At 41.5% G+C, this 12,157-nt stretch carries 14 protein-coding genes; 2 read left to right on the top strand and 12 right to left on the bottom strand.

Going from position 1 to position 12,157, the window contains the following annotated elements; all coding sequences use genetic code 11:
- The first annotated feature begins 19 nt into the window (after positions 1-19).
- Entirely contained in the window at positions 20-625 is a 606-nt protein-coding gene (gene pncA / locus AC3IRX_RS00805) for a bifunctional nicotinamidase/pyrazinamidase (protein WP_489210617.1), read from the top strand.
- A gap of 72 nt (positions 626-697) precedes the next feature.
- Here the strand turns inward: pncA and AC3IRX_RS00800 are convergent, their stop codons facing one another.
- From AC3IRX_RS00800 to AC3IRX_RS00745, 12 genes are all read right to left on the bottom strand, one after another.
- On the bottom strand, positions 698-1,777 hold the full coding sequence (locus AC3IRX_RS00800; protein WP_489210616.1) for a pseudouridine synthase: 1,080 nt from the start codon (positions 1,775-1,777) through the stop codon (positions 698-700).
- A 180-nt stretch (positions 1,778-1,957) separates the two neighbouring features.
- Complete coding sequence (locus AC3IRX_RS00795) at positions 1,958-2,905, bottom strand: electron transfer flavoprotein subunit alpha/FixB family protein (RefSeq protein WP_489210615.1); 948 nt, start codon at positions 2,903-2,905, stop codon at positions 1,958-1,960.
- A gap of 31 nt (positions 2,906-2,936) precedes the next feature.
- A complete protein-coding gene (locus tag AC3IRX_RS00790) occupies positions 2,937-3,683 on the bottom strand; it encodes an electron transfer flavoprotein subunit beta/FixA family protein (protein WP_459084085.1) in 747 nt (248 codons plus the stop codon).
- A gap of 102 nt (positions 3,684-3,785) precedes the next feature.
- Complete coding sequence (locus tag AC3IRX_RS00785; RefSeq protein WP_489210614.1) at positions 3,786-4,493, bottom strand: SDR family oxidoreductase; 708 nt, start codon at positions 4,491-4,493, stop codon at positions 3,786-3,788.
- Between the two features lie 60 nt (positions 4,494-4,553).
- Positions 4,554-5,936 carry a dipeptidase gene (locus tag AC3IRX_RS00780; protein ID WP_489210613.1) on the bottom strand — a complete coding sequence of 461 codons (1,383 nt, stop codon included), beginning with the start codon at positions 5,934-5,936 and terminating at the stop codon, positions 4,554-4,556.
- A 138-nt stretch (positions 5,937-6,074) separates the two neighbouring features.
- Complete coding sequence (locus tag AC3IRX_RS00775) at positions 6,075-6,308, bottom strand: hypothetical protein (RefSeq protein ID WP_489210612.1); 234 nt, start codon at positions 6,306-6,308, stop codon at positions 6,075-6,077.
- A 97-nt stretch (positions 6,309-6,405) separates the two neighbouring features.
- Positions 6,406-7,557 carry a THUMP-like domain-containing protein gene (locus AC3IRX_RS00770; RefSeq protein ID WP_489211493.1) on the bottom strand — a complete coding sequence of 384 codons (1,152 nt, stop codon included), beginning with the start codon at positions 7,555-7,557 and terminating at the stop codon, positions 6,406-6,408.
- Positions 7,558-7,591: 34 nt separating this feature from the next.
- Complete coding sequence (locus AC3IRX_RS00765) at positions 7,592-8,755, bottom strand: methylmalonyl-CoA mutase family protein (protein ID WP_489210611.1); 1,164 nt, start codon at positions 8,753-8,755, stop codon at positions 7,592-7,594.
- Between the two features lie 19 nt (positions 8,756-8,774).
- Positions 8,775-9,137: an FtsB family cell division protein gene (locus AC3IRX_RS00760; protein ID WP_489210610.1), complete on the bottom strand. Its 363-nt coding sequence runs from the start codon at positions 9,135-9,137 to the stop codon at positions 8,775-8,777.
- Positions 9,137-9,754, bottom strand: a complete 618-nt coding sequence (udk, locus tag AC3IRX_RS00755; RefSeq protein WP_489210609.1) for a uridine kinase — start codon at positions 9,752-9,754, stop codon at positions 9,137-9,139. The genes AC3IRX_RS00760 and udk overlap by 1 nt, the downstream gene beginning before the upstream one ends.
- Before the next feature lie 65 nt (positions 9,755-9,819).
- Entirely contained in the window at positions 9,820-10,368 is a 549-nt protein-coding gene (locus tag AC3IRX_RS00750) for a SanA/YdcF family protein (RefSeq protein WP_489211492.1), read from the bottom strand.
- A 59-nt stretch (positions 10,369-10,427) separates the two neighbouring features.
- Positions 10,428-11,552 (bottom strand): 2Fe-2S iron-sulfur cluster-binding protein, encoded by a 1,125-nt coding sequence (locus tag AC3IRX_RS00745; protein WP_489210608.1) that lies wholly within the window; start codon positions 11,550-11,552, stop codon positions 10,428-10,430.
- 25 nt (positions 11,553-11,577) lie between these two features.
- On the opposite strand from AC3IRX_RS00745, the gene AC3IRX_RS00740 reads away from it, so the two are divergent.
- Positions 11,578-12,138 carry a TlpA disulfide reductase family protein gene (locus AC3IRX_RS00740; RefSeq protein WP_489210607.1) on the top strand — a complete coding sequence of 187 codons (561 nt, stop codon included), beginning with the start codon at positions 11,578-11,580 and terminating at the stop codon, positions 12,136-12,138.
- The last annotated feature ends 19 nt before the right edge of the window (positions 12,139-12,157 follow it).

The following is a 12,157-nucleotide window of genomic DNA, read 5'->3' as shown; positions in this document are numbered from 1 at the left end:
AGAGGAAAACAATAAGAATATGAAAAAAGCCTTACTCGTCGTAGATGTTCAAAACGATTTCTGTCAAGACGGTTCATTAGCCGTTCCCAAAAGCAATGAAATCATTCCCTATATCAATCTTTTAATGGAAGAAAACCAGTACGACCAAATTGTATTTTCACAAGATTGGCATCCTGCAAATCACAAAAGCTTTGCTTCCAACAATGGAAAACAAGTGGGAGACACGATCACCCTTAATGGAACTAGTCAGTTCATGTGGCCAGACCATTGTGTTCAAAACACCAAGGGAGCTGAATTCCATCCGGAATTAGACCTATCCAAAGCCACTCATATTATACAGAAAGGGAAAAACCCAGAGATTGATAGCTATAGCGCATTTCAAGACAACAATCATTTTGCAAAAACAGGACTTGATGACTATCTCAAATACCATGAAATTCAACTCGTGGAAATCGTAGGCCTGGCTCTAGATTACTGCGTCAAATTCACTGCGATCGATGCCTTTGATTTAGGGTATCTCACTTGTCTCCATTTTAATGGAACACGAGCAGTCAATGTAAAACCGGACAACGGACGCGATACCATCTACGAACTTTTAGAAAAGGGAGTTACTATACTAGGGTAAAAAATTTATTTACGAAACAAAAAATGCAGCCCGAGGGTTGCATTTTTTTATTTTCTAAAGGTAGGTTTTTGCCTAGAGCATTTTCAAATTGTTTACCTCTTGCTCAGTAAGAATTCTCCAATGTCCTCTTTTGATATTCTTTTTGGTTAGCCCTGAAAACATTACGCGGTCTAGGGTTTCCACTTCGTATCCTAATTTCTGGAAAATACGACGAATCACGCGATTCCATCCCATGTGAATTTCGATTCCAATCTCATTCTTTGGTTTCCCTTCAATAAAGGAAATGCTATCTACTTCCGCAATACCTTCGTCTAGACGAACGCCTTCGGAAATAATTCTTAAATCGTCCGTAGAAAGTTTACGATCCAAAGTCACGTGGTAGATCTTTTTCACATTAAAAGAAGGGTGAGTCAACTTTTTAGTTAAGTGACCGTCATTGGTTAATAGAATGACCCCCATTGTAGTACGATCTAACCGTCCTACAGGAAAAAGTCGGTAGGGAGAGGCGTTTGCCACTAAATCCATTACGGTTTTACGAGCCTTTTCATCCTTCGTGGTTGAGATGTATCCTTTTGGTTTGTTTAAAAGTACATAAACAGGTTTTTCCGGCGTAATGTTCTGACCGTCGAAAACCACTCGGTCCGTTTTCTCGACTTGGTATCCCATCTCCGTTACCACTTTCCCATTCACTTCTACAAGCCCTTGGGTAATGAGTTCGTCCGCTTCTCTTCTAGAACAAATTCCAGAGTTTGCGATGTATTTATTTAAACGGATGGTATCTTTGTGAAGGTCTTTTTCAATTTTCTTTAAACGACGTTGTTGCACAAAATTACGTCCTCTATCCTCTCCTTTTTCGTCTCCTCTAGAAAATGGCTTCCTTGGATATTTCAAATCTCCTTTCGAATATTTATCTCTAGCATCAAACGGTCTTGATCCTCCTCTTTTGGGACGTGCTGAATTAAAGGACTTTGCCTCTCCTTTTGTGAAAAGTCTAGGTTCTCTAGAAGTCTGTGGCTCCTTAGGCTCTTTTGACTCTCTTGAGAAATTGGACTCTCTCGGTTCTTGCGTGCGAGGGCGCCGATCCCCTGAAGGGCTTGGTTTGGAGGGTCTTGGTTTTCTAGGTCTATCCGATTGATTTCGATCTTGGCGCATTTAACTAATATTTTTGCAAAGATAGTGATTTTGAAAATGGCTTTTCAAGATATTTACAATCTGTGCAAGAGTCCCTTCATTGGAGTCAAAACTCTACCCTTTCGTACGACTTGCTCAAAAAAAAGGACTGCATAAAATTTACGCAGTCCTCTATTTGTATTAAAAGATTCAAGTACGATCTTATCCCTTGAAAGCTTTAATTTTCTCTGTGAGTTTAGGAATGACATCAAAAGCATCTCCTACAACCCCATAATCAGCAGATTTGAAAAACGGTGCTTCTGCATCGTTATTCACCACGACAATGGTTTTCGAAGAGTTTACTCCGGCCAAATGCTGAATCGCGCCGGAAATTCCTACTGCGATATACAAATTGGGAGCAATCGCTTTCCCTGTTTGCCCTACGTGTTCACTGTGAGGTCTCCAACCTATATCGGATACAGGTTTTGAACAGGCCGTAGCGGCACCTAGTACTTCTGCAAGCTCTTCAATCATGCCCCAATTTTCAGGTCCTTTCATTCCTCGACCGGCAGAAACCACAATTTCGGCTTCTTTTAAATCTAGCTTTCCAGAAGACTGCTCATGAGAGATCACTTTGGTGTCTTCGTTTTGTACACTTAATGCTTTTTCTGTGGTTGAACCTTGCACTGGATTTTCTTTCACTCCATAGGAGTTCTGAGATACGGTTACAATCACCTTATTACTCGTCGCAACCGCGTTCATAATTCCTTTCCCTGAAAACGCTTTACGCTTTACAGTGAAGGGAGAAACACTTGAAGGCGCTTCCATTGCATTGGTAATCAAACTATATTCCTTCGCTACAGATAGCATGGGAGCCACCGAGGAGGCATCCGTCGTGTGAGGGAATACAATTACGGAACCGTCTAGTACTTCCCCAATTGCTTTTGCAACTGCTTTTGCACTAAAATTCTTTAGTCCTTCGTCTTTAATTTCAATGACTTCCGAGGCACCGTAACGGTATAACACATCAGAAGAATCACTCGGGTTAATGGAGATTGCAGTGACACTCTCACCCGATAGGTCTGCAATTGCTTTCCCATAGGAGACGGCCTCAAAAGCTGCTTTTTTATAAACTCCGTTTATTGTTTCTGCGTAGACAAATACTGCCATTTTATTTATTTTTTCTTCGTTAATACTTAGATTAGATTACTTTCGCTTCTTCATGCAAAAGTCTTACTAACTCGTCAAGATTGTCTGGCGAAACCAATTTCACAGCCGCACGAGGCGCTACTCTTTCAAAGGTTTCCGCTTTTACGCGAACGTCTTGTTGCTGGGGTTCTACCACCTCTAAAGGCTTGCTTCTTGCTCCCATAATTCCACGAATATTTGGTATAATCACCTCTTTTTCGTCTACGAGTCCTTTCTGTCCTGCAATAACCGCAGGAAGTTTAACTGAAATGGTTTCTTTTCCCCCTTCAATTTCACGAACGGCTTTAAGCTGCGCTTCTTCTACTTCTAATCCGACGCATGCATTCACAAAAGGAGAATCTAAAAGCTCGGCAAGCATTCCGGGAACGGAGCCTCCATTGTAATCAATAGATTCCTTTCCACACAAAATAAGGTCGTATGAACCTGCACCCGCCACTTGCGCAAGAGCCTTCGCCGTTGAAAAACTATCTTGAGGATCCAAATTCACGCGTACTGCTTGGTTTGCACCTGTCGCAAGTGCTTTGCGAATAATGGGTTCATTTTCTGCCGGACCCACGTTGACTACGGTGACCTCAGCTCCTGCACTGGTTTGAAGTTGAATGGCTCTACTGAGTGCAAATTCATCTAGAGGGTTAATCACCCACTGAATCCCATTCTTATCAAGAGACTCTCCTCCCGCAGTGAAATTAATTTTCGAAGTAGTATCGGGAACACTACTGATACAGACTAATATTTTCATGTATTTATATGTATTTTAATTGTTGCTAAAATAATAAAAAAAGTCTTATGCATGCATAACAAATTAAAGTTTTACTATTCAGTGCATTACGTTCAAATTTGTTTATTTTAAATCCGGTCGACTTGGCCGAATCTCGATCTTGCTTGGAAGCGCTCTTCGATTCATCTTCAGGATACTTTCAATCAGTTCTCCAAGGTCTTCCGGTTGAATCTTCCAATGGTCTTTCATCGAGGGATCGTTTCCATTAAAATGGGAGGATACGGTTCCGGGCATAATCGTGCAAACACTAATGCCGTATTTCCGTAGATCGAGCATCGCGGCCTGAGTGAATCCCACCACACCAAATTTACTTGCATTGTAGGCTGAACCGTTCTCAAAGAAATTGGTTCCTGCTAGAGAAGAAATACTAATGTAATACCCTTTGCTTTCTTTCAAGGCTTCTACCGTAGCTTTCAAGGTATAAAACGCACCGGTCAAATTGGTGTCAATCATTTGATTCCATTCCTCGGGGGAAAGTTCATCTACCGGTTTGAAGATTCCGACGCCCGCATTGGCAATGACCACATCAATCCGGCCAAATTTATCTAGAATTGCTTTGACAGCGAGTTCTTCTTTTTCAAAATCCCGAACATCCGAAACCACGCCGATTACGTCCATCGAAATACGACTTAGTTCTAGTGCTATTTTTTGGACGTCCTTTTCACTTCGACCGCTAATGGCCACTTTGTATCCACTTTTAAGCAGAAGCTGCGCCACTCCGTAACCAATTCCTTTGGTGGCTCCGGTAATGTATATCACTTTATTTTCCATGTCCTAAAAATACAAAAAACGCCCCAAAGTAGGGGCGTTTTCCAAGAAATTAATTAAACTTTAACCTTTCGCATAATTTTCAAAGAACAAAGGAATACTCTCAATACCTTTGTAAAAATTAAACAGTCCGTAGTGTTCGTTTGGCGAGTGAATCGCATCGGAATCAAGTCCAAATCCCATAAGAACAGACTTCGCTTCAAGCACTTGTTCAAACATAGCGGTAATCGGGATACTACCTCCGCTTCGGTAAGGAAGAACTTCCTTGCCAAAGGCGGTTTCCATGGCCTGTTTCGCGGCTAAATATTCTTTGGTATCGCTAGGCAGTACATAAGGCATTCCTCCATGATGTGGAGTGACTTTCACCTTTACATTGTCGGGTGCGATTTTATTGAAATACGCAGTGAATTTTTCTGTGATTTCGTCTGGAGTTTGGTACGGAACCAAACGCATCGAAATTTTAGCAAACGCTTTGGAAGGGATGACGGTTTTGGCACCCTCGCCTGTGTACCCACCCCAAATGCCATTGCAATCGAGAGTCGGACGAATGGAGGTACGCTCAAGAGTCGTGAATCCTTTTTCTCCTTCCACCCCAGAAAGCCCAATGCTTTGCATGAACTCTTTTGGATTGTCTTTAAGGCGATTCATTTCGGTGCGCTCTTCGCTGCTTACTTCTAAAACGTTGTCGTAGAATCCGTCAATTTTAATTCTTCCGTCCTGATCAATTAATTCCCCAATCATACGAGAAAGGACATGAATAGGATTTGGAACCGCGCCTCCATAAAGTCCAGAGTGAAGATCTCGGTTCGGTCCCTCGACTTCTACCTCGACATAACTTAGGCCTCTTAATCCTGTGGTGACCGTAGGCTGTTCTCTAGAATAAATATGCGTGTCTGAGATCAGGATGCAGTCGCAAGAAAGTTTATCCGTATTTTGCTTCACAAAGCCTTCTAAACTTTTGCTTCCTACTTCCTCCTCTCCTTCTATAATGAATTTCACATTGCAAGGCAAAGAATCGGTCTTAATCATGGCTTCAAATGCTTTCACATGCATGAAAAATTGCCCTTTGTCATCCGCAGAACCTCTGGCGAACACAGCTCCTTCTGGGTGAAGTTCCGTTTTTTCAATATAAGGTTCGAAAGGGGGTTTCTTCCAAAGATCAAGGGGATCTGGCGGTTGCACATCGTAATGCCCATAAACCAAAACGGTCGGCAAAGAAGGGTCGAGGATTTTTTCCCCGTACACAATGGGATACCCCTCGGTATCGCAAACTTCTACTTGGTCGGCCCCTGCATCTTTTAGGAATTGTGCCACTTTATCCGCACAATCTAAAACATCTTGGTTGTACGCTGGATCTGCACTAATGGACGCGATTTTCAAGAGTTCGAATAATTCGTCTAGAAAACGCGCTTTGTTTTGCTCAATGTAATTTAAGGTCTGCTGCATTATCAAATATTTACGTAATGTGTAAAAATAGCAAAAATGCCTTGCGGGGGCAAGACATTTCGCGAATATTTATGAGTTTAAACCCCTAACCTGGAAACGAAATCCTTAGGGACTGCTCTTTAAAAGTAAGGAATCTCCTTAGTGCGTAGTAGCCTGAGGTTCTACCTTGGTTGAATCTGCATTTATTGCAGGAGCACTTAAGGTATCTACAGCCATAGCCGCAGGTTCCTGTTTCGCCGTACGAGATTCCTCAGAATCGTAACGCTCTACTCCATCCTCCATGGCTAATACTCCTTGATTACCACCCGCAGCAATTTTTTTACAACTTACTAAAAAGGCACATACGGCCACAGCAAATACTAGTTTTTTCATACAATAGGGATTAAATTTAAGGCCCAAATAGTTTAATATAGGCCCAAATGCATTTCGTTCGCCAAAAGTAAGAAATACTTAAGACTCCGCAAAACGATTAAATTGATTTTAATACTATTTTTCCTTTTCCAGACTGCGTAAAGATAAGGTAATTCATGCCCCCGTCTTTCAGTTTGTATTTCTTTTTAATTTCCTCCGGCTTCAAGGGATGATTTTTTGAAATAATATTGAATTGGCTGCCTTTGGGTAGCGTAGAGGGATCTGTAATTTCCATGCGCAACACACGTCCTGGAAACTCCTTTACGAGTCGATCTGACGTATAAAGATGGGTATTTTTGGCTAGTTTTTCAAGTCCAAAAACATTTGCGATATGGGAAAAAGCTCCCGATTTCAAAAGGGCGTTGTTCGGTATGTAGATATACGTTTTCGGCTCACCATAAACGGGAGTAGCCTCAGCCTCTTCTCTAGTAAATACAAAATCCGGTTCGCCCGATTCTAAATTGACGCATTTAATAAGAACGGATTTCTCCCCAAAGTCCTTTTCCATATGAACCAAAACTTCTTTGACTTCGTTTTTTACAGCGACAATCTCTATTTTGCTCACCATATCCAGAACCTCAATCAAATAAGTAAGGTCAATCAAGGGGGAGAGTTTAACGAGTATCTTTTTTGAACGCTTAAGAAGCATGGATTGAATCTCTACTAGGTTAGGGGACAAATCTTCAAGCAAAAACACTTTCTTTTTCTGTGCATCTCTTCGCGCTGGATCCAGGTAAATCAAATCAAAATTCTCATTTGAATGACTTAAAAAATCATGTAGATCGCCCGTTTGAAATTCCGCCTCTTGCCCTAGAACATTCCAATTGTGCTTTACAATCTCAATTAGAGTTGAATTCTTTTCGATTAAAACCCTGCGTGTAAAGTCTTTAGATAAAAAGAAGGAATCAATTCCAAACCCAAGGGTTAAATCCAAAAAGGACTCTCCTTTTCGCCCCCTACTTTTGTACTCCGCTGTGGCTAGGGAAGAGCTTTGTTCTAGATTTAGATGTTCGGGAAACACAATGCCCTCGGTCCGTAAAAACGGATATTTTTTGGCTGCGATTTGCCTGCCCTTAATCTGCACCACGATCTCTCGCATACTCACCTTCTCAAAGGGAGATTTCTTTAGCATCAAAGAGCGCAGATCTTCGTTAGAATGCGTGTCTATAAAAAGTTGAACCTCGGGATCGAGAAGGGAATCGTAGTCCATTTCACCGTGGGAATAGAGGGTAATTGAAGTTCTTTTAAAGTTCAAACATTTCAGAAAGTCGAACTGCTTTGAGTGAATTCGGACTGTAAAGAGATTCCACCGTGCGAATTACTTCGTGCTTAGGATATAAGTTTACGCCAATGAGCTTAATTCTACCCTCCTGAACCCAACTCTGTTCTTTGCAGGCAGATTGGTAAATCTTCTGGGTAATGGATCCGTTTTCAAAGGCTTTTTCAAATCCGCCCTCCTTTTCGATTTCCAGAAACTCTGCCCATGCTTTTTCACAAAGCTGAAGCGTTAAGTCTTCTACATAATAACTCCCTCCAAGGGCATCCTCAAATACGTTGATGAGACTTTCGTAAGCGAGCACGATTTGCTGTTTGAACCCAATTTCTCGACTCCACTCCGTACCGGACTCTAGTTTATAATCGCTCGTATACAGCGCATCGGCGCCCCCTATCATGGCTGAAGAGAGCTCAAGGGTAGAGCGAATTAAATTGTTTTCTATATCCAGCTTGGATTTGTTTCGATTGCTGGTTTGCGCAAATATATAAGGGACTCCCGTCTTGTCATATTCGCCACAGAACTGATTGAAAAGAAGTTTAAGTGCACGAATCTTGGCAATTTCAAAAAAGTAATTGGATCCTACCGAGATGCGAAACAGAACCTCCTCTAGACACTCGGGTCCAAACACCTCCACAAGTTCTTTTAATTTTCCAAGTCCCACAGCAAGCTGCTGCACCATGCTTGCTCCTGCGTTCTGATAAAGTGTCAAATCGATGCAAAGCGCGCGCTCAAATCCTTTGGCTAAGAACTCTTTGCCGAGCTGATCGCTTAGTTTCTGAGTGGACTCCTCAAAAGGTTCAACCAGGGGAAAGACCCGATTTAAGTCCGTCAGAATATGCTCGCAAAGCTCTTTACTCGTTATAAACAAGGTTTTGTCCTCAAGGTCTTCCACATTGTTCTCCAAGGTAAAACTATACACATCTTGCTCTAGACTCTCATGGTAAGGGGCTACCAAGCTACTTGACTCTTCAAGTCGGGGTAGTACTCCTCTCTCTTTCTTTTCTTTTGCATAGATAGGTTTTACCACGAGTCCTTCTAAATTCTCTTTGGAAAGACTTTCGTATAAATCCTCAAGGTTTTGCTGTTTCTTTACAAGCTCTTCCCAGGCTTCTATGGAGATAGGTTCAGACATTTACTAGGCTTTAAGGGCACTAACGAGTAGTGGCAGGTTTAATATTACTTGAATCTACGACCAAAATGAAAATCTCTTCGTCGGGTTTACGCATGAAGTAATTCTCACGTGCGTATTTTTCTTTTTCGTCCTTGTTATTCATTAACTTTCGATAAAACGAATCGTTCTTCTCGTATTCGGTTTTGTAATAGTCAAGTTGGGTTTCGTATTTGTCAATTTCTTTGTTTAAATCATTGATAACCAAATACGAAGTACTGTCAAAAAGCGTCATCCAGACCAAAAAAGCCACAATCGTAATAAAATACTTATTCAGTACATACTTCTTCAAAAGCCTTACGGTTTTGGATTTGGGTTTTAGGTCTTTGATTTGCGATTTCGACATTACATAGATTTTTTCAAAGAATTGTTAATCACTGTGGTTAAAAAGTCAATCGCCACATTGTTATGTTTCATATTGGGAACAATTAAATCGGCTTCGTTTTTTGAGGGCTCAATAAATTCCTTATGCATAGGCTTTAGGGTGGTTTGATAGCGATGCAAAACCTCGTCTAAGTCCCGTCCCCTTTCTTGGGTATCGCGGCGAATCCGGCGAATAAGTCTCTCGTCCGAATCGGCATGGACAAACACCTTCAAATCGTATTCTTTGATAAGTTCCGGGTGGGTTAATACCAAAATACCCTCCACAATCAATACATTTTTCGGCTCAATGGTTACATGGTCACCCGTACGACTGTGCGTCACAAAGCTATAGATGGGTTGATCTATGTTTTCTTTGTTTTTAAGTTTCTTTACATGGCTTGTAAGAAGCTCAAAATCGATGGATTTTGGATGATCATAATTGAGCGATTCCCTTTCATGCAGGGAAAGATGCTGGTTGTCATGATAATAATTGTCTTGTGAAAGCACGTTTACGCCTTCTGTACTAAGTTGTTGAAGAATTTTGTTTACCACTGTGGTTTTTCCACTTCCAGTTCCTCCTGCGATACCTATGACCAGCATGTTTAAATATTTTTTTACAAAGATAATATTTTAATTAAAACCAAGGAGACTTTGCCCCTACCTCCTTAGCCAATTCCAAATACAAAGTGCACCACGGCTAGAACGCGAGCGAAAAACTCTCGCACCTGGTTTCGGTAAAAGCTCTCAGGTCTGGATATATCTTGCGCATCAAAACCCAGGGCATTCATTTTCATATTTCTAGCAAAAAACAGAGCTCTAAAATTGTGGAACCCTTGGGAAACAATAATCACATTGCTTTCCAAATAAAGTTCTTTGCACCGATCGATACTCTCTTTGGTGCTCAGCCCTTTGGAATCTTTTAGAATAATATTTGCAGGGACTCCTTCTTGGTACACAAGAAAGTTCTTCATGGCGGTAGGCTCATCGTAGCCTCTGCTTTTCTCTCCACTCACTATAATCCGTTTGATCTTGCCGTGATGGTACAAAAGGGCAGCAGCCTCCATTCTTGCAATAAAATAGGGATTGGCATTGCCGCTCATGGTTTTAGGCGAAGTCCCTAAGACTAGGGCGGAGTTGCGCGGTGGAATCTTTGAAATTTTGGTATAGGTTCTCCCATTGGTTAGGGCAAAAACCCAAACATTGGCAAACATCATCACTAGAACGGCAAGTTCTAAGACTCGAAGCAAAATTTTCAATATGTTTAAAGCGACTCTCAAAGTTGATCGAAATCTAAGACAATTTTTTCTTTTAACGCGTAAGACATACAGGCTAAGATTTGCCCTCTGGATTCTTCGCTTTGGGTTAAGTATTCGTTTTCAAGAAGTTCGACCTCTCCTTCCACTAACTTGCACTGACACGACCCACAAATTCCCGATTTACAAGAAAAAGGCAGCTCGAAATTTTGAACGGATAAACTTTGCAGAAGTTTGTTTTTGTTGGAATCCAAATCGGTTTCGTGCCACTGCCCATTGTACAGAAATTTAACATGGACGGGACTAATGTGCGGAAGCTCCACCTCGACCGGATAGATATCCTCGTTATAGGATTCAAAGAGTTCAAAATGAATTTGCTTCTTGGGAATCCCGTTCTCGTAACAGGCTCTAGCGATCGATTTAATCATCTCCCCCTTTCCACAGATAAGCACGTGATCCACGGCATCCCATAGGGTAGATTCGTCGTCCGTGTCATCGATCATCATCACTTGATTAATGATCAAATGCACTTTTTTCGCGTCCAGTCTGCCTTCCAAAAAAGCATTCCCAAGCTTTTCCCTGGAATAAAAATAGTGAACGCTAAAGCGCTCTCTGTTTTCCATTTCCAACGCATCAATTTCCTCTTTGAACGCAACCTCATTTCTTGTTTTATTGCCATAAAAAAGAAAAAGGCGTGTGCGCGGCTCTGTTTTCAGTAGGGTTTTGAAATGACTTAGGATCGGCGTAATTCCGATGCCCGCGGCGAAAGCCACAATGGTTCTAAACTCATGAGGTTTTGAGACAATTGTAAAGCGTCCTTTGGGCTCGGATACCTCCAAATAACTACCCACGGGGTGGTCTTTAATTAAACTAATTGTGGAACTCTGCTCATCGTTTACTTTAATTCCTAGACTCAAAAAAGACTCTCCGCTCATACCGGTCATGGAATAATCGTTCAGGTACTTCTCCCCCTTATGCTCATACTCCAGGGTCACATACTGCCCTGCAAGAAATTCAAAATTGGATTGTAACTGCGGAGGGATTTCCAGTTCCAAAGAAAAAGTACTTTTGGTAAGTTGTTGTTTTTTCGTTATTTTTAGCGGGTGAAACACACCCTTTTTGACTTTCTGTAAAGTTGATTCCATAGGTGTAACAAAACTAAGAAAAATTATGAAAAGAATTTGCCTCCTACTCGTAGTATCCCTAAGTATAGTAGCCTGTAAAAAAGAAACCCCTGTGAACGATGCAGATCTCTCTTCTCAGACTGCAGGAGATTCTGCTAGAGCGGAGACTCAAGCTGTAGCCAGCATTAAAGAAGTTACTCCTCAGGCCTTTAGTGAATCGCTTAAGCTTTCAAACGACACGCTTTACGTCACGAATTTCTTTGCCACTTGGTGCGGTCCGTGCGTAAGAGAAATGCCGCATTTCCAAGACAAAATCAAAGAACTTGAGGGGAAAAAAGTAAAATTCACCTTTGTAAGTCTTGATGAGAAATCCGATTGGAACACCAAAGTCCCTGAATTTGGAGACAAGTATCAAATCTTAGACAAGATTGTTTTACTGGACGGCCAGGCTTTAGGTGAGGATTTTTTCAAATCCAACTTTGAGTCTTGGGAAGGAGCCTCTATTCCTTTCACTCAGTTCCGTCAGGGAATTCAAAAGAAAGAAATTGTCGGAATGATGACCCAAGAGCACATGCAGGAGCAGTTTTCTGCCTTTACCATCAAGTAACGCGGCCTCCTTTTACGAA

This window comes from Epilithonimonas sp. KH_059, from assembly GCF_057838485.1.
The sequence above is the reverse complement of the archived record's forward strand: the minus strand, read 5'-3'. Positions and strand labels throughout refer to the sequence as shown.

Bases quoted from the DNA above. Each gene is read 5' to 3' on its own strand.
- pncA (WP_489210617.1), top strand. From the start codon at position 20: ATGAAAAAAGCCTTACTCGTCGTAGATGTTCAAAACGATTTCTGTCAA.
- AC3IRX_RS00800 (WP_489210616.1), bottom strand. From the start codon at position 1,777: ATGCGCCAAGATCGAAATCAATCGGATAGACCTAGAAAACCAAGACCC.
- AC3IRX_RS00795 (WP_489210615.1), bottom strand. From the start codon at position 2,905: ATGGCAGTATTTGTCTACGCAGAAACAATAAACGGAGTTTATAAAAAA.
- AC3IRX_RS00790 (WP_459084085.1), bottom strand. From the start codon at position 3,683: ATGAAAATATTAGTCTGTATCAGTAGTGTTCCCGATACTACTTCGAAA.
- AC3IRX_RS00785 (WP_489210614.1), bottom strand. From the start codon at position 4,493: ATGGAAAATAAAGTGATATACATTACCGGAGCCACCAAAGGAATTGGT.
- AC3IRX_RS00780 (WP_489210613.1), bottom strand. From the start codon at position 5,936: ATGCAGCAGACCTTAAATTACATTGAGCAAAACAAAGCGCGTTTTCTA.
- AC3IRX_RS00775 (WP_489210612.1), bottom strand. From the start codon at position 6,308: ATGAAAAAACTAGTATTTGCTGTGGCCGTATGTGCCTTTTTAGTAAGT.
- AC3IRX_RS00770 (WP_489211493.1), bottom strand. From the start codon at position 7,557: ATGGACTACGATTCCCTTCTCGATCCCGAGGTTCAACTTTTTATAGAC.
- AC3IRX_RS00765 (WP_489210611.1), bottom strand. From the start codon at position 8,755: ATGTCTGAACCTATCTCCATAGAAGCCTGGGAAGAGCTTGTAAAGAAA.
- AC3IRX_RS00760 (WP_489210610.1), bottom strand. From the start codon at position 9,137: ATGTCGAAATCGCAAATCAAAGACCTAAAACCCAAATCCAAAACCGTA.
- udk (WP_489210609.1), bottom strand. From the start codon at position 9,754: ATGCTGGTCATAGGTATCGCAGGAGGAACTGGAAGTGGAAAAACCACA.
- AC3IRX_RS00750 (WP_489211492.1), bottom strand. From the start codon at position 10,368: ATGATGTTTGCCAATGTTTGGGTTTTTGCCCTAACCAATGGGAGAACC.
- AC3IRX_RS00745 (WP_489210608.1), bottom strand. From the start codon at position 11,552: ATGGAATCAACTTTACAGAAAGTCAAAAAGGGTGTGTTTCACCCGCTA.
- AC3IRX_RS00740 (WP_489210607.1), top strand. From the start codon at position 11,578: ATGAAAAGAATTTGCCTCCTACTCGTAGTATCCCTAAGTATAGTAGCC.